Source organism: Symmachiella macrocystis (assembly GCF_007860075.1).
GTDB lineage: Bacteria > Planctomycetota > Planctomycetia > Planctomycetales > Planctomycetaceae > Symmachiella > Symmachiella macrocystis.
Genome location: NZ_SJPP01000003.1, coordinates 445,541 through 470,197 on the forward strand (window position 1 = coordinate 445,541; position 24,657 = coordinate 470,197).

The following is a 24,657-nucleotide window of genomic DNA, read 5'->3' on the forward strand; positions in this document are numbered from 1 at the left end:
TCATCTCACGGCAAGGCGGTCTGACATGATGTGGTGGCTCACACAACATTTGATTATCGCGGCGTTACTAACGGTCGTCGTCTTCGCCATCACGCGTTGGCGACGGATTCGCCCCACCATTGCGCATGCGCTCTGGTTGTTGGTGCTCATAAAACTCCTCGTGCCGCCGCTGGTCGCGTGGCCCTGGACGCCGTTGCCGGCAGCGGTGGTCGAAACGCCCATTTATGAATTGCCAACCACGATAGCTGCAGTCGAAATCACCTCCACGCAAATGCCGGATGATTTCTTTGAGTCACACCCGTTACCAGTTGCTGCAACGGTCCCCACAATTTCCCTGACAACAATGGCGCTTGCCGTATGGTTAGCCGGAGCGTTCCTCGTTGTTTTCTGGCGATCACTGCAAGCGATACGACTCTACCGGATGGTCCGCCGCGGCAGCGCTGCTCCTGTCGCACTGCAGCAAGCATTGGCCGACGCCGCGGCGCAGTTGGGAATTGCACCACCGCCAATACAACTCGTACCCGGTTTAGCAGCGCCGGGGGTTTGGTGCACACTGCGGCCGATTTTGCTTTGGCCGAGCGACTTAGCACCGACGCTTTCGGCGCAAGCTATCCGTGGTGTGCTGCTGCACGAACTGGCGCATATTCGCCGCCGGGATCACCTGACCGCTTGGCTGGTGCTGCTGGGGGATATCATCTGGTGGTGGAATCCCTGTTTCTGGATCACTCGCCAACAACTCAACGAAAACGCCGAACTCGCCTGCGACGCATGGGTCACGACGACACTGCCCGAATCGCGGCGCGATTACGCCAACGCACTTATCGCCTACGCCACGCCCCCTTCAAGAACCTTATCCCCGCAGCCCGCACTCGGTCTGCATTCGACACTCAAGAAAACCTTTACCAGGAGATTGACGATGATCATGGAAGAAACCCGTCACCCCCGCCACATGTCGCGTTGGGGCATTTTCGCCATTGCTCTATTCGGCTTAGCGGTCTTGCCGGCGTGGTCGCGTGGGGAGGATGAGGAGGCCAAGCCGGTGGTGGAAAACACCAATGTCACACAGGCCTCGCATTCTGATTCGACAACTAAACCAATCGTGATTTACATCGACCGGCAAGGCAAAGTTGAAATGGACAGCGACGCCTTGGCTTATATGCTCGCATTAAAAGAACCCAATGCCCCGAAACCAACCCGGGAGCTTCATATTTCGGCGGATCTCTATGCAGAAAACAACGATGTGGTGAAGATCGTCCGGGATTTCCACAAATTGGGTTTCACGCGCGACCAAACGACGGTCCGCCGTAAAGGAGACATCATGAGATTTGGTAGAAATGGTGGACGACCAGTTGCTGCCGATGCGGGAATCAGCGTGCGGAGCTATCCCGTTGCGGACATTGTCGTCGGCTACAATACCCTGAATTTGACGCGTTATAACGGCGCTTCGTCACCTCCTTCGCGCAATCCGTTTCGCGGGCGCGGTAAAGTCGAGGTCGACTTCGAGCCGTTGATTGACGCGATTTATTGGAGGGATGGCGGTCAATGGGCAAAAGTCGACGATCAATGGGAAGAGCTTGGCGGCCCTGGTCGTATAACTATAGATGAAAAGACACAGTCATTGATTATTCGCGCAACGAATGAGCACCACGTCGTGATCGCGAACGTGTTGGCCGAGATACGACGACATCGCCTGGAGTCGATCGAGAATTATATCGAATTTCTTAGAGAGCCTGAAGCCCCAAAAATGCTTGTCAAGAACGAAAAGAAACCGCTCTTTTACTTGGTGAATTATGCCACTGTCGGGCTGCTCGTCCGTTCATCCTTGGAAGAATTTGACAATTTGCCTGAAAGGGACTGCCACCAAAAACCTGAGGGAACGCAGGGAGGCAGTCCGGATACGCTAACGGACGTTCATACCCTCATGAACTTGATTACGGAAGTATCAGGCATCGAGAATTGGGAAGTGGGAGGCGGTCAAGGTACGATCAAAGCATACCCAGCAAACCTGAGCGTAATTATCCGCCAGACGGAAGAGGTTCACGGGCAGGTCCAAGACTTGATGTCAGCAATGCGCAAGGCCAATCTAGGCCGCGCCATTGCCGATGGCGACAAACAAGCCATCCGCGAATTTACCGAAAACTATCAGGCAAAAAATAAATAGGCGCCAATCCCAAACCCCGTCGCGGTCACCACACCGCATCACGTGCCGCGGCGGGTTATTCGTCTTGGAAGACCTTGGTGTTCGGCAGTGCTTCGCGCAGCAGCTTGCGGCCTTCATAGGTGACCGCGGTGCCGCCGAGATAGACTTTTTGCAGGCCGGTCATTTTGGCCAGATGCTGCATCCCGGCGTCGGTCACTTGGGTGTGGGAGAGGTCCAGCTCCTCTAACGTGGTCAGGCCGCTGAGGGACTCCAACCCCTTGTCGCCAATCTGCGTCCCTCTCAGCGTCATTTGCCGGATGCGAGGCAACTCAGACAGGTTCTTCATACCGGCGTCGGTGACCGATGTTCCGGCCAGAATCAGCATTCGCAGATGCTTGACGTGTTTGATCGGTTCCAGACCGGCATCGTCGACACCCATGTGCGTGAAGTCGACTTTGGCAGCTCCCCCCTTCTGCACCGAAATGAGAGCTCCGGTCTCTTGCTGGATCACTGTTAAGGCGGTCTTTTCTTGCTCGGTCGGCCCGTTTTCACATCCGGTCAAACCGACTACGCAGCAGAGCACGAGCAACGCCGCCAGCACACGATGACTCATTTCCCACCTCGCGAACGTCGTCCTCAGTTTGACGCGGACTCAATCTCCGCGCAGAGATTTGACGTGGCCGGCGGAGGTTTGGAAGAACTTGCGGCGTCGCTGCTCGACTTCGGGCGTCTGATTTCTGGATTCTTCCAAATCCCGCAGATTCGCCGCGCAATAACGACAACCGACCGTTCGCAAATGAAAATCGATATAATCCTGTTCTTCCTGGTCCAAAGCTTCCAGCAAGAAACTCCCCAATTGCCGCCGCGAGGGACAACTGAGGCGATGTCGCCGCCAAATGTCGCCGACGGAGTGAAATCCGTCATCCCGCCGTCGCAAGAGCATTGCCGCCCGTTGTCGCAGCGATTCCGAACTCCGCAGCGCCGACTCGACGATCGACATCCGCTCGACGGGCAGGGATTCCTCGAGATACCCGAGAAGATCTTCATCGGCCAAGTCAATGGAGGGCATGGATTTACGTAACTCCATTTCTGAGAAATCTTGATAAATAAAGCATCGTCGTTCCTTCAGGATAATCACTCACCGGCGTGCTTGCCAGTGCGTTCCAGGCTAGTTAGGATATGAAGCCGCACGGCAGGTGTCGCAGGGGCGGCGGACTGAGTGCGCCCGGCTGCGTTCGCCAATAGCCGTGTCTATTCAGACGAATCAAACCGCGCAAAATAGTATTCACTTTCAGTTTTGAGGAATAAGGTGTGTCTGCTGAATCAAAAAGTATGTCGGTCGACGAATTAAAGGTCCAAGGCCGGACAATCCGCGAACTCATTATACGGATGACCACTGCCGCCGGTAGCGGACATCCATCGAGTAGCCTCTCTGCCGTGGAGGTGGTAACGGCACTTTTCTTCGGAGGGATCATGAAATATGACCCCAAAAAACCACATTGGGCAGGTCGCGACCGCTTTATCCTCAGTAAAGGACACGCCGTTCCCGTGCTCTACGCGGCAATGGCCGAAGCGGGCTATTTTACGCCCGAAGAAACCATGACGCTCCGCAAACTGGGCAGTAAGTTTGAAGGGCACCCCAACATGAAGCGGATGGACGGCATCGAAGCCAGTACCGGTTCGCTCGGACAGGGGCTTTCCATCGGCATCGGACACGCATTGGCCGGAAAAATGGACTCCGCTGACTACAATGTATTTGTCATGCTGGGCGATGGCGAATTGGGCGAAGGCCAAGTTTGGGAAGCGGCCGCCACAGCTCACAAATACAAACTGGGCAATCTGACCGCCATCGTCGATCAAAACGGCTATCAACAAACCGGTGCCACGAAGGATGTACTCAACATGTCCTCAGTCGCCGACAAATTCGCCGCATTTGGCTGGCATACACAGGAAATCGAGGGGAACGACCAAGAAGCGGCCCTCAAGGCACTCCAGGCCGCCCAAGCCGTGACCGACCAGCCAACCATGATTGTTTCCCAGACCCAAAAAGGATTCGGCATTTTGCCGTTGTTGGAGGCAGAAGGAGACGTCAATTACCACGGCAAGCCGTTGTCCCCGGAATTGGCCGAAAAAGCGATCGCGTTGCTAGAACAATCGTAGCGGCAACTGACGGATTTCCGATTCACACAACAAATATCCCATAGATTTTTCAAAAGAGCAGTTACATGTATTTTGGCGAGGCCAGCGGATACAAGTTGGGGCAAGCACCCCGTGACGCCTTCGGTGACGCACTCGTGGCGTTGGGCGCTGAGAATAAAGAAGTGGTCACGGTCGACGGTGATGTGGGAAACTCCACGCGGACCGAACCCTTTGCTTTGGCCCATCCGGACCGAGCATTTAATGTCGGGATTGCCGAAAGCAATATGGTCAGCGTGGCGGGAGGCTTAGCCGCCTGCGGAAAAATTCCGGTCGTGGCCAGTTTTGCCTGTTTTCTGCTGAGCAACGCCCACGATCAAATGCGGATGTCGGTTGCGTTTCCCGGTCTGAACGTCAAGTTCGTCGGCACGCACGCCGGGATTTCCATCGGTGAAGATGGCCCGTCCCAAATGGGCATTGAGGACGTCGCCCTAGCCTGTACGTTGGCGGGAGTCAAAGTGCTTGTGCCGGCTGACGGCCCTTCCAGCAAAGCTGCCACCGCCGCCACTTTGGCCGACAACGGTCCGACCTATCTGCGATTGGGACGCGGAAAAGTTGCGGAAGTTTATCCCGATGGCTGCGATTTCACGATCGGCAAAGCCAATCAGCTCCGGGACGGCAAAGACGTAACGATCATCGCCAATGGCCTGATGGTTGGTGCGGCTTTGGATGCGGCCCAGGAATTGGACGCTGCTGGTATCTCCGCCCGCGTGCTGGATATGCACACGGTGAAGCCGATCGACGAAGAAGCGGTTGCCAAAGCTGGCCGCGAAACGGGACGGATTGTGGTCGCTGAAGAACATCTGTCACACGGAGGACTGGGATCAGCCGTGGCAATGGCCGCCTCGACGCTGCACCCGGTGCCGATCTCCTACGTCAACGTGGGTGACCGTTACGCAGAGAGCGGCGACCCCATGGGACTGTTGCAGAAATACGGTCTGACTCCGCAAGCCATTGTCGAAGCAGCCAAATCTTTAAAATAAGTGCACCCGGCATTGTCCCTAGCAAAGACCGCTGAGAGACCACTAGGCCGGATGCAAACGATAAAAATGGGTTGTGAGGAGATGCGGTGACCACTAAAGTCACCGCAAACTGTTGTATCACCGATTGGATTCCGCCCGTTTCTGGCGTACGGAAACACGTGTGGGTCCGGCGCCCGATGGTTGGGAAAATCGCATTGATCGAATACCGGCCTTTTCGGAATTCCGATCCGCCTCGGCTCGTCAATCTGTGGAATGCGTGCGAGATGGGTCGCGGAGCAGTACACGGCATCACCTGCGACATATTGGACGCCCTGGTCTTCGCTGAGCCGTACTGGGATCGCCACGGGCTTATCGTGGCGATTGACGAGGGCGAGCTCATGGGATTCGTTCATGCCGGGTTTGGTCCCAATGAATCCGAATCCGCACTCGACTTCACCACCGGCGTCATCAGCATGGTGATGGTCCATCCCAGATATTACCGGCAAGGCATCGGCCGGGAACTGATGCGCCGGGCGGAAGAGTATCTGCGGACCAAAGGAGCGGTCCGCTTTCAGGCCGGCGAATCCCCGGAACGAAATCCGTTTTACCTCGGATTGTACGGCGGCAGCAATTCTCCTGGTTTTCTCGAGTCCGACCCCGCCGCTGCTCCCTTTCTGACAAAGCTAGGATACGAGCCGAAACGTCGGATTTTGGTGTATCATAAAGATATTCGCGAGAAAAACGATCCGTTCGATGTCCGCATGGTCGCCATTCGCCGGGCGATGGAATTGATCGTGACCAACCAGCCGGCCCACGCGACCTGGTGGTGGATGACCCGGCAAGGACGCTTCGATTCCATCCGCTTCATCTTGCGACCCAAACAAGGGGGTGACCCCGTTGCGGAACTCTCCTGTTGGGGACTTGACCTGATCGCAATGACTTGGCAGGAACGGGCCGTCGGTTTCACGCATTTGATCGTGTCCGACAATGAACGCAAAAAAGGATACGGCAAAACCGTCGTCGTCGAAGCCATTCGCCGCTTGCGGGAAGAAATGGTGACCAAAGTTGAATTGCAGGTTGAAGACGACAACGAAGTCATCATCTCGCTGGTGGAATCGAGCAAATTCCAACAAGCCGATGTCGGAATCATCTACGAAAAGCTCTAGACGGCCTCCTCTTGCCGCTGTCGTTACGGCAATTCTCTGGGCCGCTGAAGGGTCACCAACTGCCCTCCCGCTGCGATGCGGAAGTCAGTCCACCTCTCCACCGGCGATTCCACATGGGCGATTGCCGCAGTTGGCAGCCGCTCATACTGCCCGATCAATTGCTCAAGAAAATCCTCCGAGCCGGGATTGTGCCCCACCAACATGACACACGCGGCTCCCGGTTCAGTCTCCTGCAATAACTCGATCCAATTCTCCGGTTCTCCAAAATAGAGATCGCGATTCAATTCGAGCCGTTCGGTGATATCACAGCGCTTTGCAATTTCCTTAGCCGTTTTGCGAGCGCGTTTGGCCGTGGAACTGATAATCCGACCAGGAATCATCCCATACTCGAACAACCACTGCGCCATTCGCGGAGCGTCTCGCTTTCCTCGACGACTCAAGGGACGATCGTGGTCCGATAATTCCGGCGCATCCCAACTCGACTTAGCGTGCCGCACAATGAGTAACTGCTTCATCGCATTCCTCGATCCACTGTGGTACGCCTGTTATCGTCGTTCAATTTGGATACAATCGCCAAGGTATCCTGCCTTGCTTTGACATGCCCTGCCCAAGGCCGTGCCACCTGCCTACCGTATCTTACCGCGAGGTTCTTCGTCATATGAAGCGTAACAACACGTTTTTTATCAGCTGCGGGGTTTGGGTCTTTCTCGCGGTGACAACGCTCCATGCCGAAAATTGGCCGCAATTTCGTGGGCCCACGCGGCAAGGAATATCGACCGAAGTGGGACTCCCCGTCGAATGGAATGCGGAGACGGGCGAAAACGTCGCCTGGAAACAAATGGTTCCCGGCAAGGGGTGGTCGTCGCCGGTTGTTGTCAACGGGCGGATTTACCTCACCACGGCGGTGGCCGACAGCGACGGGGACAATCCGGACCATTCGCTACGTGTTCTTTGTCTCGATGCGAAAACCGGCGAAGAGATTTGGAATGTCGAGGCTTTTCAGCGACGCGCTGCGGACTCCGAACGGATCCACCCCAAAAACAGCCATGCGAGTCCCACACCGATTGTGGATGCAGGACAGGTTTTCGTACACTTCGGCACACACGGGACCGCTTGTCTGAATTTAGACGGCACGTTTGTTTGGAAAAACACCGATTTGGTCTACGAACCACAGCATGGTAGCGGCGGGTCACCGGCGCTTGTCGACGATGTGCTGGTCATCAGTTGCGATGGTCGAGACAAGCAGTACATCGCTTGTCTCGACCGCAAAGATGGTGAAATTCGCTGGAAGGTGAATCGCGAAACCTTTGATGCGGACAAGAAATTCGCATTCCATACACCCTTGGCCATCGACGTGAACGGTCGCAAGCAGGTTGTTTCCACGGGAGCAAATACCGTGAGCGGCTTCGACCTGCAGACGGGTGAGGCGATATGGACCGTGCGACACGACGGCTATTCGGTTGTGCCGCGGCCGGTCTTTGCGCACGGCTTGGTGTTTATTTGTACGAGCTTTCAGCGTTCATCGCTATTGGCGATTCGCCCCGATGGACAGAGCGACGTGACCAAGACGCATGTGGCTTGGAAATCGCGTGATACGGTTTCCCATAGCCCTTCCCCGATTATTGTGGGCGAGAACCTCTATATGGTCTCCGACCGGGGCGTGGCCTCCTGTCGCGACGCTCGTAGCGGTGATCTGCATTGGAAAAAGCGGGTCAATGGGAGCTATTCTGCATCACCGATCTTCGCCGACGGCCACCTGTACTTTCAAAGCGAACAAGGGGACGGTGTGGTCATCAAACCGGGGGAGACATTTGAGGTCGTAGCTCGCAATTCCATCGGTGAGCCGACGTTAGCCTCGTATGCGGTGAGCGAGGGAGCGCTGTTTATTCGTTCGGAAAACCGGCTTTTCCGCATTCAGCGCGACGATCTGAAATAAACCGTCACCGTGAAATGATCTTGGGCAAGATGCAAAAAAGACCTCAATGCGGGCTAGATGCCGCGTTGAGGTCTTTTTAATGCGTATCGGAGAAGCGTTATTCTTCTTCGTTCAAGCTTTCTTCTTTATCTTCGAAATCAAATTCGGAGAAGTCCAAATTCAGCGGCTCTTCTTCCTGCAAAGCACTCCCTTTGAGTTCCGGCTCGCGCGGTCCGTGCTCGTCGCAGTCTTCATCGTGCCACAGCGGCAAACCCAGATCGTAACGTGCGGATAACATCAGAACTTTTTCTTCAGAGCCGGGTTTGGCCGGTGTTGAAGTGATGGGGTCGAGGCCAATCTCCTCTAAATCATCAAATTCGACTGAATCTTCCGACGCAATTGTTTGCTCACTGACGTCACTGCCGAACGAAAATCCGGGTTCGAGATCAACTACGAACATCTGTTCCATTACTGACACTCCAACAAATCTGGCAATTGGATAAAAAATTAGGGGCAACCGCTTTGTGCTGCTTTTTGAATTTGCAGCACTTGAGCAACGTCAAAACCTAACTGTCGCCGACGCAAGGTGGCGACGTCAAAGTCAAAGGCACCTGCCTGAACCCTGCTACGCATTCCGTAGTCTCATCCCGGAAGAAGTCGTGGGCATCCAACACGTTCAACATCTAAGTGGCGTCGGATTGACTCCCGAGGGATGTACTGTTCTCTCGGAGTAAGCAAAGGGGGGATCTCAAGGTAGGGGGGCCGTCTCAGATCACTTGTGCCATTCTTCGGCCTTTTGGCCCAATTGTCAACGACATTTTTGGTTTTTTAACGATTCACATAAAAAAAACACGTTCTTCACACTAGCGCGACCTGCCGCGACAGTCAACAGCAACCATCATCCCGATTAGGTAAGCCAGCCCCCCATCGACTTTCCGAAATATGGCAATGTCATTCCCAGTTCTAAGAACCAATCAATCACACATCATTCGGTCGCGACACCGCATAACGTTTCAATTTGCGATCCAACGTGGATCGTTCAATCCCCAGAATTTGGGCGGCTTTCGACTTGTTCCACTTGGTCTCTTCCAACGTGGCAAGAATATGCTCCTGCTCCAATTTTTCGATAGAAATTTCCCGGTAATTCGCTGCCAATTCCGTTTCTGGAGGCGACTCTTCGTCAATTCCCAATCCGGAGAGGTGAATGTCATGATCGGCGATAAATTCGCCCGTCGAGAAGATAACGGCTCGTTCCACCGTATTTTGCAATTCCCGCACGTTTCCCGGCCAATCATAACCCGCTAGTTTTGCCAAGGCCTGTGGCGTAAACCCCCGCGCCGGCCGCCCGGTGCTTTTGACAAACCGTTCTAAAAAGTGATTGGCAAGTTCAGGGATGTCCGAGGGATGGTCCCGCAATGGCTCGACAATAATCTCAACCACGTGCAAACGAAAATATAGGTCGCGGCGGAAGCTCCCGTCCTTGACCGCCAACTCGAGATCACGGTTCGTGGCCGCCACGATCCGCACATCGACATTCACCGGCGTCCCGCCCCCCACACGCTCAAAGGGATGGCCTTCTAACACCCGCAAAAATTTTGCCTGAATTGCCTGACTCATCTCGCCCACTTCATCAAGCATTAACGTGCCTTTGTCCGCCTGCTCGAATTTGCCGACCTTTCGCCCCGTCGCTCCGGTAAACGACCCCCGCTCGTGACCGAATAGCTCGCTTTCCAACAAACTTTCGCTCAAAGCAGCGCAGTTCATGCAGACAAACGGCCCATTGCGGCGTTCGCTGCTGAAATGGATTGCGCGAGCCACCAATTCTTTCCCCACCCCGCTTTCGCCGCGAATCAAAGCCGTGGTGTCGGTCGGCGCAATCCGGGCAATCTTCAGGCTCAGGCGATGCATGGCCGGACTTTGTCCCACCAATTCGCTTTGAATCGCTAATTGCTCCCGCAAATGCTTGTTCTCGTCGCGAACCTTCTCCAGTCCCTCAGCAAGTGACTCTTGTCTGCGCAGGTTTTCCATGGCGACAGCGAATTGATCCGCGACCGCCAAGGTAAATTCCAAATCTTCGGGATCGAGCGGATCTTTGGCATTCGTCGTATAAAGATGGACCAAGCCGTACACTACCTGTCCGAGGCAAATTGGTGCGCAGATAACGCTTTGAGCATGGATTTGCCCCAAGCTGTCACGATTGATCAACCGGCTATCGTCGGCCACGTCACGTGCCAAAATCGCCTCGCGTTCGCGTAACACGATTCCTGACAGATAATCGGAAATGGTCTGGTAGGGCCGGTCATTTTGCGTTTGATAGGCGACGACGTTCAAAGCTCCTGGAGAATTCGCCGGATCAGTCCCTTCAGGGAGCAACAGGATGGCGCCGACGTCAGCCCGGGAACTTTCGAAAAGCCCGCTGAGCACCACTTCCGCCAAACGCCGGTAGTCTTTTGCCGACCCCATTTCCAACGCCAACCGATACAACTGCGCCAAGACCTGACTGGTGCGGTCGACGGCGATCGGGTCACGATCCGTAGTGATTCGGAATCGTGTTCGACGGCGACGGTGGATGATCGCCGGCTCCGTCATGGGCGGGGGGTGATCCAAAACATCCTCGAATGCCGTTCCGGTATCGTCCTCGACGCCGGAACTACTCTCTTCGTCCAATATCGGAAACGCGCGGGATAGGTCGTCTGTAAATGCTAATTTGCAGGCACCGATCTCGATCAGCTGCCCCGGTTCCAACGGACAATCCCCAGTGACGGCAGTCCCTTCAACGTAGGTGCCGTTTCGGCTTCCCAAGTCGCGCAGAACCCACGCACCTTCGCTGTGGTAAAGTTCACAATGGTTGCGGCTGCAGACCTCGTCCTGCAATGCGATCCGATTTGTGGCAGCCCGCCCCACAGTGATGACCTGACCGGGCATCAAGCGGTAGATGTCGCGCCACTTGTTGTCTTCGCGGACAACCAAGTAAGCTATCATAGTCACATTTTCACAATACGAGGTGACGCTGCGCAATTGGTAATTTGCGAAGCGATACTAAAGCGGCCCGCAGCCCTCGCTGGGTCGGTACTTTCCCGCGTTGAAATGGTAGTTCTCAGTCGGCGCGGTCTCAGTGGTTTTCGTTCAAATCGCTCACCGCTGAGAAAACAGCATACGCGATTGGTGTGATCACACCCTTTAGGATACTCAACACGATTCATTACCCGCAAGTGCCATGGAGGTCAAATCAGTCGACACACTGTTTACCCGTTCACCCCAAGTCAGCGTTACCTGGGTGTATCGGGCAAACAAATTCTTCACAACTCCTTGCGTTCAACGGCTACTAATACTCGTTCGCCGCTTCATCTTCGCCATCAAAAGCATCGAAAGTTGATTCTGCGACTTGGCGAATCCGCCGTTCGGCGACCTCTTCTCCCAGACGTGCGGCGGCTTCCTCGGGGGTCATGGAGCCTAAATCTCCGTCGATGCGGCAACGCAGCGCGACAGTATTGTTCTCCGCTTCTTTTTCACCGACAACCAACATATAGGGAATCAGGTCCAATTGAGCGTCGCGAATCTTGTGGCCGATTTTTTCGCTGCGGGTGTCGGTTTTGATGCGGAACCCGGCCGCGGTGAATTTTTTCTCGACTTCTCGCGCGTAGTCTAGAAAACGGTCGCTGATCGGCAATACGCGGATCTGTTCCGGTGCCAACCAAAGTGGAAATGCGCCGGCGAAATGCTCGATCAACATTCCCACGAAGCGCTCCATCGAACCAAACGGAGCACGGTGAATCATCACCGGACGATGCGGGCGATTGTCGGCACCGATGTATTCCAACTCGAACCGTTCCGGCAGATTGTAATCGAGTTGCACGGTGCCCAATTGCCATTCGCGGCCAATGCAATCGCGGACCATAAAGTCCGCCTTCGGCCCGTAAAACGCCGCTTCCCCCTCCTGTTCCGAAAAGGGCAGCCCCGCTTCTTGCAACACTTTGCGGAGACTTGCCTCAGCGCGTTGCCAGTTCTCTTCACTACCGACGTACTTATCGCTGTTGGGATCGCGAAGCGAAAGTTGCACGCGATAATTCTCCAGCCCAACGCTCCCCAAGACGTACTTCACCAGATCCAAAGTATTGCGAAATTCTTCTTCGACCTGTTCGGGAGTACAGAATTGATGCGCATCGTCCTGGGTCAAACCCCGCACGCGCAACATGCCGTTGAGCTCGCCCGATTGTTCATGACGGTACACAGTCCCAAATTCCGCTAACCGCACCGGCAGATCACGATAGCTCCGCGGCTGCGCCTTATAGATTTGTACGTGATGCGGGCAGTTCATCGGTTTGAGCAAATACCGCTCTTGTTGATGCTGCCAGTCTTGTAGAGTCCCCAGGCGATCATCAACCGGATACTTGGGATCGTAATCATCAAGATCACACCCCAATCGCCGGGCGGTTTCGATAAATTGGGCTTCGTCTTCGGCGGTGAGCGATTCGTTTTTGAGTCGTTCAGTCCAGACGTCGACCAGTTGTCCGGCATCATGCCCAAACATCGGCGGAAACTGTGATTCGCGATAATACGGAAAGTGCCCGCTGGTTTCGTACATCTCCACGCGACCGATGTGTGGGGAATAAACCGGTTCGTATCCCAATTTGACCAGTTCCGCTTTGATGAAATCTTCCAACAGCGCGCGAATGGTCGCTCCTTTAGGCATCCACAAGCAAAGCCCCTGGCCGACGGCATTGGAGATGGTGAACAGCCCCAACTTCTTGCCCAACACGCGGTGATCGCGGCGTTTGGCCTCTTCCATTTGCGCCAGATACGCCTTGAGTTCCTTTTTGTTGAACCAAGCAGTGCCATACAATCGCTGCAACTGTTTGTTCCCGGCGTCCCCTTTCCAGTAACTCCCAGCGACGGACATCAGTTTGAAGGCTTTGATTTTTCCCGCATGCGGAATGTGCGGACCGCGGCACAGGTCGACAAATTCCCCTTGCCGATAGAAACCTAGTTCCGGATGTTCAGCCAATCCGGTCTGGATGTGTTCCACCTTGAGCGCTTGCTGCAATCCGTCACAAAATTCGACCGCCTCGTCACGGGGGAGTGAAAACTGCTCAAACGGCTCGGCTTCCTTGATAATGGCCTTCATTTCTTCTTCGATACGCGGGAAATCATCCTCACTGATTTTGTGTTCCAGATCGAAGTCGTAATAAAAACCGTTCGACAAGGTCGGACCGAAGGCCAACGAGACGCCTGGATACAACCGCATCACCGCCCGCGCCATGACATGGGCCGCCGAATGCCGCATCACGGCCAGAGCTTCGGCGTCGCGATCGGTCAATAGCCGCAAATTGACGGTTCCCTCTTCGGGAAGTGCCCGGTTCAGGTCGACGATTGTGCCGTTGACCTCGGCAGCGATACAGGCTCCAGCCAAACGATCACCGATACTAGCGGCGACATCGTAGGCGGAACTCCCGGCGGGATACTCTTTTTTCGATCCATCAGGAAGTTGGACTTCGATCATGACTTTTTTTGATTTCTTCAACGGATTTCGCCCGCGGCTCCACCGAAACAAAGGGTGAATGCGACCGCATCAGGGCGTCGGAACACGCCTAATATAAGCGAATCCCCCAAGCGGTCAACTCGCCGAACGGGGTGCGAATCCCCTGAGAATCCTGGGAGGTGAGAAGGATTCGGCGCAGTTTTTTCCCTTCCCCCCTGCCCTGCAGCCCCTGTCCCGCATTAGATGCGCAATCGCGCCGCTTGGTCCGCCAAGAAAAAACTTGGCCCGGATTGACGGGTTTATGCTTGATATTTTCCGCCGCAGGACGTAAGTTCCCCTATCGGAATTGGGACGATTAGCTCAGTTGGCTAGAGCGCCACGTTGACATCGTGGAGGTCACTGGTTCAAGTCCAGTATCGTCCATCGGTGGAGTGCGCGCCGAGTCGCACTCACCCGCAAACCCCTGCAATTGCAGGGGTTTTTTATGCGCGAGCAATTTCGCTTGCGAGTCGTTACGACCCCAAACGGCACCCTGCTGCTGCGCATTTCGCAGCGCTTTTTCGAAGTGCTCTTCCGTGATTTGCAAGTAGTGCTTTTTAGCGACCGGTTGAGAGTTTCCGATCCATGCGCAGACCACATGCGAGGGGAATTGATCTTCCAATTCCGTCTGCCGACTGCTGCGCATATTGTGGAAGATCTTCGGCCAGGGTGTGAGTCCCGCGCGACGGACGATGCGGGCTAAGGGAATTCCGAAATTCTCGCTCGGGTCGCGATAGCCGGTGATGACAAACTCAACCCCGGGCGAAGCGAGTTCAAATGCTTCTTCTAAAAATGGTCGCAACTCCGGAAAGATCGGAATGATCCGGGATTCTCCCCCGGGTGGTGCTCTGTCTTCGGACAGGCGTCGATCACCTGTTCGATTTCTGCTTGGGTCACAAAGTACGCGCGGCTAGGATTGGCCAACATCGCTGACTTCAGATCAGCAAACGGATTCTCGGAAATTAATTTACGCCGAACCGCGGACGAGAAAATCTGTTTGGCAATTCCGCAGCGCTTTCGCACTGTCGTATCGGCTGCCAGCCCCTGCTCCAGCAAGTTCAGCCGCCAGTCATCCGCATCACCCGGTGTGATGCTACTGATTGCTTTATCCTCACCAAAGAACTCGAGTAGGTTTCTCCGTGTGTGCCCCCACACTGTAAGTGTTGCCGATTTGACGTCCGTACGTTTCGCGAAGTATTTATCAATCAGCGATTTCAGTGTCGTGCCTTCACCGGCGGCCACCAATCCGGCCGTCGCCAATTTGCTCCGCAGCACCGGTTCCAACGACGCCAGCCACTTCGCCGTTTCATTGTCGACAGCGTGTCCGGATATTTTGGCGGACAGAAGTTTTTCTACCCGCAGCCGAATCGCATCGGCATCGCGCTTGGTTAGTTTGCCCAAGCGAATACTACAGCGTTTGCCCCCGCATCGACAAATTGCAGCATGCGCCGGCCATTGGTCTTATCGGTGGAAATGCTTGCCATGTTCGTTACCTTCCGCTTTTGCTTGTTATCGAAAATCAAAGTCCGCTTCGGTGATACATCCTCACCAATTCCTAGACCCCGGAATTGTGTGACGACGTTTGCCAGAGAGTGAAAACATTGACAGATTTGCGTATTGGTTTACTGCTTGAATGGAATGCTTCGCACTGAGTTGCATGATATCGCATACCGTCGCAACTGCCTAGTTTCAGTGCTGTTTATGACACTAAGAATCGCTGATCCAATTAGCCAGACCTTTCCTTAACGATTCCAAAATGTCGGCCGAAAAATGCGGATCGCCTTCCAGTCGATCAAGTGTCGCTTGCCACACAGCAGTTGGGTCTGACAAGTCGATCGCTGGTGCATGGGCTTCATTCTGTACGATCGCTAGCAGCTCTTCCTTATGGGCCGACATACGCTCCAAAAGGCCCGGCGTTATTGCCGAACGGGGCGAGTAGCGGAGCAAGTCCCCATGGACGTCTAATCGGATACCGCGCTGGGCTAGGTCGTTTCTCAATTCGGAAGCGCTCATAGCTCCCCCCAGTCGTTAGCAGGTTGCGATTCGGGTTGGTTAGAGGGGTTAACCCTTTGCGGCACGGACTTTGCCTCTAAGTCGTCACGGTCCAGGCCTGACAATTCGCCCTGTTCACACTTTGTCTTTGTATCGGAACTGGATAAACCAGTCCCACTAAACCCATCAAACCCACTTTCAACATTCCGAACCCGCCAGCGCTTGACACCACCGCCCGCAGGTTTCGATTCAATGAATTGCCCTTGCCAAACGCGACCTGAGAGTCCGCGAACCCGGCGACCAAACGTGCGCCCGTTAAAGCGATCCCCACAAATCTCCGCTACTGCTTCAAACAACGCGTCATGGCTGGGGCTGTCGACGTCACGGCCGAACGTCATTCGCTCGATTTCTTTCGTGGTCAGCCCTTCACCCGAAGAGTCTGCTTGCTCGATACCCACGATCAGCTTGCCAAGCAATCCGGTCGTATCATCACAGGCAAGAGCCGTTTCCCGAGTAGCTAGCGGATTTTGACCCCCAGCCCAAATGATCGCTCCACGAATCACAGCAGAGAAATTCTCAAACGACCCCCAATCCCCGCCGGACTGTATCGGGCAGCCAGCGACGAAATAGGCACGCAGGATTGTCAATGCGGCGACCGCCAATCGGGGCCGTTCCGATTCGATCCATCCAAGCAAATCAGGATGCCGGAATCCCGAACGATCCTCCGGGTGTTCGAGAGATGATTGCAACCGGATCGGCAGACCCCGCCGGCCGATGTCCGATCCGAATGCCAAGTTGTTGCCCGTTGCGGACCAAACCGTCCGCATCGGTAAATCGCCAGTCATCTGAGATTGCCCAAGCACCCTGCCGGACCATACCAATGAAGTAATCGCGGCATCTAACGCGGCCCCACCTAATTGAACGTCGAGGTTGTCAAACAAGACGCTGGGAGTTGCCGCCAACGCTACTGCCGTGATGACTTTCCGCATTTCATTATCATCGCGGGTAAACGCATGGCGGCCCGCCCGATGACCGTAGGCGATCAGCGTTGCTGAATCAACCAACAATGACTTTCCCGCTCCACGTATGTTTGCCGTTATGGCAAACAGCGGGACACAACCGTCTATGCACGATCGGCCAATCATCGAAAGGACCATCGCAACCCAAGCCGATCGGTCTGCACCATCAAGCATCGGGAATTCCGCCAACACTTCGTGCAAATCCGACAATGCTTTCGCGGCATCAATCTGAGTCGGCAAGTGTGGCACCACAGGAAACTCTACAGTCGGCCGATAAATAAGACCGGTTCGCAAATCGTACCCCGGTGCCTGTAAAATCGAACCGTCAACACGAATCGTCGGCGACTCAATGATGCCGGATAGAGGACGTATTGCGCCACCATAATGCCCGCGTCGAAGAACGGCTTCGATCAACCAGCCCGACGGCCGTACGGGTTTGACTTCGATGTCGTCCTCGACTTCCTTCTCGATAAGCAAGCGACACGATTGTGTGATGCGTTCACGAACTAAACACGACGGCAAAGCACGAATAGCTAATCGTCCGTCTGAACCGAGGTCATCACTTTCTATTGCGTGAACCAACAGACCACCCCGCACAAATACCCGAACGCCATCTCGGTATCTTTGTTTGATCCATGGAGAATCCCAGCCGAGTTTACCGAGATGCAGGACGACTTGGGCGGCGACAGCTGCTTCGTCCATCGTGACAATGACCTCCGGCTGTGCTTCAACCCGGTCGTCGTCACCACATGGTTCCCACTTGGTCGCCGCATCAACCGCTTCGCGGACCAGATCCTCACCGTTTGACAACCGCAACACGTCGCGAACATCGTCGCCCTGCTTTTCTTTGACTTGACCTGGCAACCGCGCGACTGCGACAGATGTTGCAATGCCCGACAAATTGCTTGCTGTATAATTGGCACCGCGAACGCCCGACAAGTCCAAGTCAGGTACGATGATGATGTCCACACCCGAAAACAGGCGAGCGTACTTGTTCGCCAGCTTGTTTGTCGGCATCCCAGCAGCATGGAAACCAAGTCCAACCAACGCCGCAGCGTCTTTCACTCCTTCGACCAACAGCCAGGTTTGCCCGGCGACGGGTAACTGACCGGGAAAGAACATTCCGGCGTTGCCCTTGCCACATTTAAATTTTCCTTTGCTACCGGGCCACAGATCGAAGTACGAATGAACGATGCCAACCTCGCTATAGACGTTCACCCGAGCAACTCGGAACTTTTCTCGTCCCCGTTTCGCATCCTTCACGCCAAACCGCGTGAACGACTCAACCGGCATTCGCTTATCCCGACAAACTGTCGTGATAATGTCCACTTCCTTAGTCAGCTTTGTCTTGTCTTCATGTTGTCGATTCAAGCCGAGCCGTTCGGCAAGCCAACGAATTGCATCTGGCATAGTTGTGTCCATCAGCCAAGCTACCGTCGCGATGCCGTCACCCGGTTTGATCCGGGCCGACTTGTCACCAAAACACTGTCGACAGAATACTGCCCCAGTTTCGTTCACCTCCTTCGCCGCGTTGTAGCGATCATCACCGCCACACTTCGGACAGGAACGCCCACGTTCGGACAAGCAATCGACCGGCAGTCCTGCATCCTGCAAAAGGTCATTCCAATGCCCGCGGGCTGCAGCTTTAATTTCGGGAATCGAAATGCGACTATTTCTTGATGGGGCCTTAGTTCTACTCATCATTGTCGCCCCCTTTCCGCTGCACATCGATCCATCGGCGTAAGTCGTTGGGCGAGTAGCGTACGAGCCGTCCACAACGGACGTATGGCAGGCTAGGAGTTTCTTCAAACGTCATCGCCCACAACTTTCGAGGCGAGACGGCCAGCATTGTTGCGGCTTCTCTTGCGTTCACCAGCAGCACGTTACTTCTTGCTTGATTCTGCATAGGGCTTCCCTTTTTATTGATTGCTTGCCGCGAAGTGCGGCTTGCATGATCAAAAATCTAAGGGCAGTTCCGACATTTTCATTTTGTCGGAACGATTCGCTGTGAAAAGCGTCGTTTTGCCGCAGAAAGCAGCTAGAAGTTTTTCTCTCGGACAAATTCGAACCACTGTCGGAGCTAATTGTCAGAACGAGATTTCCTCTTTGCTACGCGGTCAAGAAGCGTATCAAACGACTTCTGCGTCATTCCTGCTTCTTTGGCGAAGTCACTTTTGTATGTGCCAGCGTCCCTTGCACTTACCCAATCGGCGGCCAGCTTGGCTTCCTGCTTTACGGTCTCGCCATTGGCTTTCTTTCGGCCGCGCCGTTTCGGTCTCGATCTCGTCTCGTCGCTGCCTAGTTGTCCGCCAGGAGTGCACGCATTCCCTTCGGCCGCTGATGGATCGCTTGAGGTTTGAATCTCGCCCTTCACCCATTCCAAGAACCGTTCGAATTGTTTCAAGCGCTGCTCGACTATGTTTTTTTCCGCTTTAGGATCGATGAGATCCAGGTTGAGGAACGTCCGCCAGATACCCAATGCCGGTTTTGGCAAGTCTCCGCCGTAAAATGGTTGCAAATCAACAATCGTTGCATGCAAATGACGCTTGTCCAGATTGCCTTTGTCTATACTGCCTGTTTCGCTGGGAGAATTGAAACGTTTCCAATTTTCCAATTCTCTTCGAACTGCATCCAACGCCGCAAGCCGCTCGTTTGCGGGAAGTTTGTCTGGGGGAATAACACCGTTTTCGAGGAGCCATCGTAGGTAGGTCAACGGCAACTGCAGATAGTTATTCGGCTCGAATCCCCCTTCCGCTCGGAGCCAGTCTGTGCATCGTTCCCACAACTCATTTTCGGAACGGTCCTCGCCGAACATCTTTCGCAGTAAGTGCCGAATAGCCGGCCAATCTCTTATGCGTTTGGGATCGCCTCCGGAAGCGCAAATTGCAATGTCGAGATCGGCGACTTTTCCCTTGGGGGACCGGCAATTGGAACACGTATCACGGTCGACATCGTACTTGGCTAGAGGCACGCCGCAATGCGCGCACGCCGGTGTTGCGGGTGAATCCGCCATTAATTCGCCTCCCGTTGAGAGGGCCGGTTTGCAACCCAGCGGCGCCGTCCCGATACAATTGAATTAGTTCCTCAAAAAATTCGGCGGCGTGCAACTCACATCGCAACAGCCGGTTTCCTATTAACTGTCATCTCCGTCATAAAATGGACGCGGATCCGACAGTTCCGGCCAAGGGGATACATTGCCTGCCAACTCTTCGATCTCGTATTTCAGCCGCGCACGCGCCTCAACCAGCATCGTGGACAGTCTCGCGTGCGAATGGGAGTCTGGTGGTACTTGTTCGAGGTAGTTGCAGATGCGGATGACAAATCGCGCCATCACAACCGCGCGGGGTACACCGCTGGCTCGAATCGGTTTGTATGCATCTTGAAGACGCTGTTCTGATCGAGAGCGGCCTAGGCGCTCAAGCGATTTTATACGGCTTTTCAGATTCATTCGCCAACATTTCCTCCAACTCGCCGACGCGTGCTACAAGTTCACATGACTCACGCAGTTTAGTTGACTGCTCCAATATTGTTCGGGCGGCGGAGAGACGCACCGAGTCTGATCCGGTGTCGAGTAATTCTACCAACGTCGTTGTTGCTTGAACGGTTGCTGCTGACAGCCGGCCAACCGTTTGGTCGAAAATCCGATTTCGCATTTCGGAGACGCGATTTCGAAAACTCACTTCTTGCAAACGACGATACACCGTACGGGCACTTAGTTGCGAAATACCGGCCGCTTCCTCGACGCTCGCCCCACGGGCCAACGCTGCTACAAGCAAGTCATCACGGTTTTCACTGACTTTCATTGCCATTTCCCGCCATTCCACAGTCAAAACAGATGTAATTCGACGCTCAATGATTCCGATTCAGATCGCTTTGTCAATATCTGATTCTTGATGGCCTGTTTTTAACTGAAACCTTGGCGAATTGCAGTTCTCTGCGTCGAGACCATACGGATGTCATATTAACAGTGTTCGAAGTCATCGCCTCATTGCTAACAGAAATTACCACGTATTGGACTTCCCCACGAATAGTGGGCGCTCAACTAAGAGCGTATACTGCTTGTGAGGAGGATGAAAGATGTCTAAGCGGAAACGGCGAAGTTACACGGAGGAGTTTAAGGCTGAGGCGGTGAAGCTGGTGACCGAACAAGGTTATTCGCTGGCTGCTGCAGCTCAGAATTTGGGGGTGTCTGCAAACTCGTTGTGGGCTTGGAAACGGAAGATCACAGCTACCGAGGAGGGAGAATCGATGACGGAGGACGAACGGTTGGAACTGGGGAGCTTGCGAGAGGAGGTCCGTCGCCTGCGGATGGAGCGTGACATCTTAAAAAAAGCGACGGCCTTCTTTGCGAACGAAAAGAACTAAGGTTTGAGTTCATCGAGGCACACTGCGAAGCATGGCCGATCACGTTGATGTGCGAAGTGTTGGCGGTTTTTCGTAACGGTTTTTATGCGTGGTGCAAGCGTGGCGCGAGTTCGAGACGCCAGCGGCATCGGGAATTGCTCAGCGAGATGAAAGCGATTCACGCCGACAAAGATACAAAGTGTTACGGTAGTCCGCGGATGCACCGGGAACTGGTCGCGCTGCGCCATTCGGTCAGTGAAAATACGGTGGCGAAGTTGATGTCCGACCACAGTCTGCGTGCTGCTTTGGCGCCGAAGTTCAAGGCGACGACGGACTCATATCATCCGCATCCGGTGGCGGAAAACACATTAAATAGAGCATTTGAGCAGGAATCTGCGGACCGCGTGTGGGTGGCGGACATCACGTATATTCGGACGGGTGAGGGCTGGTTGTACTTGGCGTGCGTGTTGGACACGTACTTGCGTAAGGTTGTGGGCTGGTCGATGAGCGCTCGGATCACGCAGGAGTTGGTGGTCGACGCGCTACGGATGGAGCTGGGCCGTCGTCGGCCGGACGGGGATGCGGCGTTGTTGCACCATTCGGATCGCGGCAGCCAGTACGCGAGCGGCGCGTATCAGGAATTGTTGAGAGAAGAGAACATCAGTTGCAGCATGAGCCGCAAGGGGAATTGTTGGGACAACGCGATGATGGAAAGTTTCTTTGCGAAGCTGAAGAAGCAGCGGGTTCGCCGAGAGGCTTACGCGACCAGGCCGCAGGTGCGTGCGAGCGTGTTTGATTACATCGAACGTTTTTACAATCGGCTGCGTCGTCATTCGGCGCTGGGTTATGTGAGCCCTGAGCAATTCGAGGCGGCGGCGTGGCGCTCCCTCGAACCTCACCATCAAAGGCATGGTCCGGAGTAGCCCTCATCTCCGCCGGTCGTCGTTCGCCGTTTGGGCGAGCGACCGACAACTGGCTCCGACGAAGGCAACTCCTCGCGGAACAAACTTTGAAACAGTTAACCTGTATTATCTAACCCGAAAGGCGCGCCAACTAATGTTGGGGAAGTTCAAACACCATTGGGGGAAGGTCACAGCCGCAAAGGCGATACGTTACCAAAACTGTTAACGATCTCGCAGGCAATTGGGTATCGTCATCTACGTTCTTGACTCATTAATAGTTAGTTCAACGTACTTGCTCAGTACCTTCGCGTATGCATCTTCCGAGAATTTCTCGACGGCATCCTTACGCCCGGCTCGAGTGAACCGGCCACATAATTGACGATCTTTCGACAGTCGTTCAAGTGATGTTGAAAGGGCATGAATATCGCCGGATGCGACCGATAGGCCGTTCTGTTCGTGTCGAACAATTTCCTTCAGCCCACCGACTGCCGTGGCAACCAGCGGAGTCTCGGTTGCCAAGGCCTCCACTGCTGTCCGCCCGAATGTCTCCGATTCGGACGGAATACAACACAGGTCACAGGTGTGATAGAAGCTAACCATGTCCTCAACGCTGCCCAGAAAAAAGACGCGGCCGCCCGCAGGACCGCTTTGAACTTCCTGTATCAACTCCCGAGCGAATTTTGATTCCGTGGGTCCAGTGACAGCAATGTGTACCATCGGATTGTCGTCCAGAAGACGCTCAACCGAACGAAATAGAAAACGATGCCCTTTCACCGGACGGATGGTCCCTGGTACCCCAATGATGAATCCCGCCTCTGGCAGTCCAAACATCCGCCGGCATTCTACTGAAGGCCTGCGAGTGACCAGGAATTGCCGTCCGACAGCGTTAGGAAGGATGATCGTGTTGCCGGCATCAGCTCCAAGAACTGTGTCGCGGCATATACAAGAATTTACGATCACACGTGCGGCAGAGCGTTGAATTATGGATCTGACAACGCTTTTCATCCAACCCGCCGGCCAACGTAACTCTCCATTCTCTTCTGCAAACATTTCCCGGATATGCCAGATGACTGGAATACCGGCCTGACGTGCCGCTCTGGCGGCAGCAAAGCTGACCAGAGTGTTGACATAAACGAGATCAGGACGTTTGTCTCGATAGTACGATAAGAACGCCCGAGACGCCTGGGTTTCGCTGTAAATATTATGAAGAAATCGCAGTACGCCACTGGTTCGCAACCAATTTCGATGGGGAACGACATGCACCGGAAAATTGGCGTCAGCCAATTGACGAACGAATGGTCCGTCAAACGCAAACGTGACATCAACATCCCAACCATTGGCGACAAACGCGTTCGCAATCATCTGGCAGCCGACACCAGAGCCACTGAGATTGGAACTGTATTGAGCAATCGAAATCTTCAATTAACCACAGCGATCTAAACGGGGCTCAAAACCGGGTCGAAGTTACGATACTTCGACAGCTTGCATTCGATTTCCCTAAAGTTCCTGACGGATTCTTCGATTGGCCTATTGCTTTGTTTAACAAGCCCTGTTGAAACGCGGGCACTTTCAATGTCAAGAAATGGGAATAATTCACTGTCGAATAATCTCTGTGGATCCGCAACCATGTCTTCATAGGCGAATGGCAAGCACCGCTGGTTGATTCCAGTTGTATCAAGTGCTGATCGATATTCGGTGGCGTTTAACTGATACAGATCCTCAAGTTCGTCCATATCCACTTCGACATCAGTTGTCCGGAGCTTCTCAGACGCATTAGCGAGGTACTGCTTTGTTTGGTGGGCAATCTTCAACGAAACGAACTGCCTAAAAACGTCACGACGATAGAGCAAGAGATACCGAGGTTCAGGTAGCGCCGCGTCGAATTCGGCCAGCGAAATATCATGAAGCGGAAATTGGCCAATAAGAATTTTACACCCACAATGCTCTCCGGGCAAACAATTGATAGACCTCCGCACATGAAGCAGCAGCGATTCTTTCGAGTTTTTTCTGGGGCGGAATCCGTAGTAGAAAACCGGATTAAGGAATTCATGAGCCATCGAAACATTCGGGATCGAACGCAGATAGTCCAAGACCATGTTTCCACCGGTCCGTTGTCTGGCCAGCAAGAATAGCGGTTGTTTTCCCTCGTCCCGATGAACAACGTAATTCCATCGCAAGCTCGCCTGATGACGTAGTCTAGCGGTCCGCTTCGACGCTTTGCGAAGCGATTTTTTTACTGTCTTCCAAAGGCCAACGGATGTCTGAGAATCTACTGGCATCACATTTTCACTTTTTTTATCATAAGACTGCTGCCGTTTGCAAAGCTCATGAGCTTCCGGACTACCGGTCGCAACACGATCAACTTGGATGAGGCGATGGGTGACGGGACGTTTGTACCGGTAAAAGAAGCTATGTCGCACGTCCGCGGGGAGTGTAAGCACCTCGTTGTGTTCATCTTCTACAGTGACGCCAACGACTCAAACAGAAAACGATGCGACGAGAA

20 protein-coding genes, 1 tRNA gene and 1 pseudogene are annotated in these 24,657 nt (G+C 54.2%); 7 read left to right on the top strand and 15 right to left on the bottom strand.

Going from position 1 to position 24,657, the window contains the following annotated elements:
- Positions 1-25 precede the first annotated feature (25 nt).
- Positions 26-2,161 (top strand): M56 family metallopeptidase, encoded by a 2,136-nt coding sequence (locus tag CA54_RS25225; protein WP_146373766.1) that lies wholly within the window; start codon positions 26-28, stop codon positions 2,159-2,161.
- A gap of 55 nt (positions 2,162-2,216) precedes the next feature.
- Here the strand turns inward: CA54_RS25225 and CA54_RS25230 are convergent, their stop codons facing one another.
- A complete protein-coding gene (locus tag CA54_RS25230; protein WP_146373767.1) occupies positions 2,217-2,753 on the bottom strand; it encodes a hypothetical protein in 537 nt (178 codons plus the stop codon).
- A gap of 39 nt (positions 2,754-2,792) precedes the next feature.
- Positions 2,793-3,209, bottom strand: coding sequence for a hypothetical protein (locus tag CA54_RS25235; protein ID WP_146373768.1), 417 nt, complete (start codon positions 3,207-3,209; stop codon positions 2,793-2,795).
- 263 nt (positions 3,210-3,472) lie between these two features.
- Between CA54_RS25235 and CA54_RS25240 the strand changes: the two genes are divergently transcribed.
- From CA54_RS25240 to CA54_RS25250, 3 genes are all read left to right on the top strand, one after another.
- Complete coding sequence (locus tag CA54_RS25240) at positions 3,473-4,300, top strand: transketolase (RefSeq protein ID WP_146374195.1); 828 nt, start codon at positions 3,473-3,475, stop codon at positions 4,298-4,300.
- 65 nt (positions 4,301-4,365) lie between these two features.
- Positions 4,366-5,319: a transketolase family protein gene (locus CA54_RS25245; RefSeq protein WP_146373769.1), complete on the top strand. Its 954-nt coding sequence runs from the start codon at positions 4,366-4,368 to the stop codon at positions 5,317-5,319.
- A 176-nt stretch (positions 5,320-5,495) separates the two neighbouring features.
- Complete coding sequence (locus CA54_RS25250) at positions 5,496-6,464, top strand: GNAT family N-acetyltransferase (RefSeq protein ID WP_261343769.1); 969 nt, start codon at positions 5,496-5,498, stop codon at positions 6,462-6,464.
- A gap of 23 nt (positions 6,465-6,487) precedes the next feature.
- Here the strand turns inward: CA54_RS25250 and CA54_RS25255 are convergent, their stop codons facing one another.
- Positions 6,488-6,979, bottom strand: a complete 492-nt coding sequence (locus CA54_RS25255; RefSeq protein ID WP_146373771.1) for a SixA phosphatase family protein — start codon at positions 6,977-6,979, stop codon at positions 6,488-6,490.
- Positions 6,980-7,245: 266 nt separating this feature from the next.
- On the opposite strand from CA54_RS25255, the gene CA54_RS25260 reads away from it, so the two are divergent.
- The gene (locus CA54_RS25260; RefSeq protein WP_231963195.1) at positions 7,246-8,400 is read left to right on the top strand and encodes a PQQ-binding-like beta-propeller repeat protein; all 1,155 of its coding nucleotides are present in this window, start codon (positions 7,246-7,248) and stop codon (positions 8,398-8,400) included.
- A 97-nt stretch (positions 8,401-8,497) separates the two neighbouring features.
- On the opposite strand, the gene CA54_RS25265 is transcribed toward CA54_RS25260, so the two are convergent.
- The 3 genes from CA54_RS25265 to thrS all read right to left on the bottom strand — a co-directional run bounded on the left by CA54_RS25265 (position 8,498) and on the right by thrS (position 13,879).
- Complete coding sequence (locus CA54_RS25265) at positions 8,498-8,848, bottom strand: hypothetical protein (RefSeq protein WP_146373773.1); 351 nt, start codon at positions 8,846-8,848, stop codon at positions 8,498-8,500.
- A 509-nt stretch (positions 8,849-9,357) separates the two neighbouring features.
- A complete protein-coding gene (locus CA54_RS25270) occupies positions 9,358-11,361 on the bottom strand; it encodes a sigma 54-interacting transcriptional regulator (RefSeq protein WP_146373774.1) in 2,004 nt (667 codons plus the stop codon).
- A 343-nt stretch (positions 11,362-11,704) separates the two neighbouring features.
- Positions 11,705-13,879, bottom strand: coding sequence for a threonine--tRNA ligase (gene thrS / locus CA54_RS25275; protein ID WP_146374196.1), 2,175 nt, complete (start codon positions 13,877-13,879; stop codon positions 11,705-11,707).
- A gap of 328 nt (positions 13,880-14,207) precedes the next feature.
- On the opposite strand from thrS, the gene CA54_RS25280 reads away from it, so the two are divergent.
- Positions 14,208-14,281: transfer RNA gene (locus CA54_RS25280), tRNA-Val, on the top strand.
- Between the two features lie 402 nt (positions 14,282-14,683).
- Here the strand turns inward: CA54_RS25280 and CA54_RS25285 are convergent.
- From CA54_RS25285 to CA54_RS25315, 7 genes and pseudogenes are all read right to left on the bottom strand, one after another.
- Positions 14,684-15,298, bottom strand: a complete 615-nt coding sequence (locus CA54_RS25285) for a phage integrase SAM-like domain-containing protein (RefSeq protein WP_146373775.1) — start codon at positions 15,296-15,298, stop codon at positions 14,684-14,686.
- 306 nt (positions 15,299-15,604) lie between these two features.
- Positions 15,605-15,910 (bottom strand): TubC N-terminal docking domain-related protein, encoded by a 306-nt coding sequence (locus CA54_RS25290; protein WP_146373776.1) that lies wholly within the window; start codon positions 15,908-15,910, stop codon positions 15,605-15,607.
- Positions 15,907-18,318, bottom strand: coding sequence for a toprim domain-containing protein (locus CA54_RS25295; protein ID WP_231963197.1), 2,412 nt, complete (start codon positions 18,316-18,318; stop codon positions 15,907-15,909). The genes CA54_RS25290 and CA54_RS25295 overlap by 4 nt, the downstream gene beginning before the upstream one ends.
- A gap of 78 nt (positions 18,319-18,396) precedes the next feature.
- Positions 18,397-18,636: pseudogene (locus tag CA54_RS30270) on the bottom strand (hypothetical protein); the annotation flags it as partial.
- Positions 18,602-18,814: a helix-turn-helix domain-containing protein gene (locus CA54_RS25300; RefSeq protein ID WP_146373778.1), complete on the bottom strand. Its 213-nt coding sequence runs from the start codon at positions 18,812-18,814 to the stop codon at positions 18,602-18,604. The gene CA54_RS25300 and the pseudogene CA54_RS30270, both read right to left, overlap by 35 nt.
- 174 nt (positions 18,815-18,988) lie before the next feature.
- Positions 18,989-19,723 carry a hypothetical protein gene (locus CA54_RS25305; protein ID WP_146373779.1) on the bottom strand — a complete coding sequence of 245 codons (735 nt, stop codon included), beginning with the start codon at positions 19,721-19,723 and terminating at the stop codon, positions 18,989-18,991.
- Between the two features lie 601 nt (positions 19,724-20,324).
- Positions 20,325-20,717, bottom strand: coding sequence for a hypothetical protein (locus CA54_RS25315; protein WP_146373781.1), 393 nt, complete (start codon positions 20,715-20,717; stop codon positions 20,325-20,327).
- Positions 20,718-20,985: 268 nt separating this feature from the next.
- Between CA54_RS25315 and CA54_RS25320 the strand changes: the two genes are divergently transcribed.
- Positions 20,986-22,175, top strand: a protein-coding gene (locus CA54_RS25320; protein WP_146373782.1) for an IS3 family transposase whose coding sequence is annotated in 2 segments (ribosomal slippage) — positions 20,986-21,229 and positions 21,229-22,175 — 1,191 coding nt in all. Because the reading frame shifts where the segments join, the coding sequence is not laid out codon by codon here.
- A 234-nt stretch (positions 22,176-22,409) separates the two neighbouring features.
- On the opposite strand, the gene CA54_RS25325 is transcribed toward CA54_RS25320, so the two are convergent.
- Positions 22,410-23,576 carry a glycosyltransferase family 4 protein gene (locus CA54_RS25325; RefSeq protein WP_146373783.1) on the bottom strand — a complete coding sequence of 389 codons (1,167 nt, stop codon included), beginning with the start codon at positions 23,574-23,576 and terminating at the stop codon, positions 22,410-22,412.
- Positions 23,577-23,590: 14 nt separating this feature from the next.
- Complete coding sequence (locus tag CA54_RS25330; RefSeq protein ID WP_146373784.1) at positions 23,591-24,595, bottom strand: hypothetical protein; 1,005 nt, start codon at positions 24,593-24,595, stop codon at positions 23,591-23,593.
- Positions 24,596-24,657 lie beyond the last annotated feature (62 nt).

Bases quoted from the DNA above. Each gene is read 5' to 3' on its own strand.
- CA54_RS25225 (WP_146373766.1), top strand. From the start codon at position 26: ATGATGTGGTGGCTCACACAACATTTGATTATCGCGGCGTTACTAACG.
- CA54_RS25230 (WP_146373767.1), bottom strand. From the start codon at position 2,753: ATGAGTCATCGTGTGCTGGCGGCGTTGCTCGTGCTCTGCTGCGTAGTC.
- CA54_RS25235 (WP_146373768.1), bottom strand. From the start codon at position 3,209: ATGCCCTCCATTGACTTGGCCGATGAAGATCTTCTCGGGTATCTCGAG.
- CA54_RS25240 (WP_146374195.1), top strand. From the start codon at position 3,473: ATGTCGGTCGACGAATTAAAGGTCCAAGGCCGGACAATCCGCGAACTC.
- CA54_RS25245 (WP_146373769.1), top strand. From the start codon at position 4,366: ATGTATTTTGGCGAGGCCAGCGGATACAAGTTGGGGCAAGCACCCCGT.
- CA54_RS25250 (WP_261343769.1), top strand. From the start codon at position 5,496: ATGGTTGGGAAAATCGCATTGATCGAATACCGGCCTTTTCGGAATTCC.
- CA54_RS25255 (WP_146373771.1), bottom strand. From the start codon at position 6,979: ATGAAGCAGTTACTCATTGTGCGGCACGCTAAGTCGAGTTGGGATGCG.
- CA54_RS25265 (WP_146373773.1), bottom strand. From the start codon at position 8,848: ATGGAACAGATGTTCGTAGTTGATCTCGAACCCGGATTTTCGTTCGGC.
- CA54_RS25270 (WP_146373774.1), bottom strand. From the start codon at position 11,361: ATGATAGCTTACTTGGTTGTCCGCGAAGACAACAAGTGGCGCGACATC.
- thrS (WP_146374196.1), bottom strand. From the start codon at position 13,879: ATGATCGAAGTCCAACTTCCTGATGGATCGAAAAAAGAGTATCCCGCC.
- CA54_RS25290 (WP_146373776.1), bottom strand. From the start codon at position 15,910: ATGAGCGCTTCCGAATTGAGAAACGACCTAGCCCAGCGCGGTATCCGA.
- CA54_RS25295 (WP_231963197.1), bottom strand. From the start codon at position 18,318: ATGCCAGATGCAATTCGTTGGCTTGCCGAACGGCTCGGCTTGAATCGA.
- CA54_RS25300 (WP_146373778.1), bottom strand. From the start codon at position 18,814: ATGCAGAATCAAGCAAGAAGTAACGTGCTGCTGGTGAACGCAAGAGAA.
- CA54_RS25305 (WP_146373779.1), bottom strand. From the start codon at position 19,723: ATGTTCGGCGAGGACCGTTCCGAAAATGAGTTGTGGGAACGATGCACA.
- CA54_RS25315 (WP_146373781.1), bottom strand. From the start codon at position 20,717: ATGGCAATGAAAGTCAGTGAAAACCGTGATGACTTGCTTGTAGCAGCG.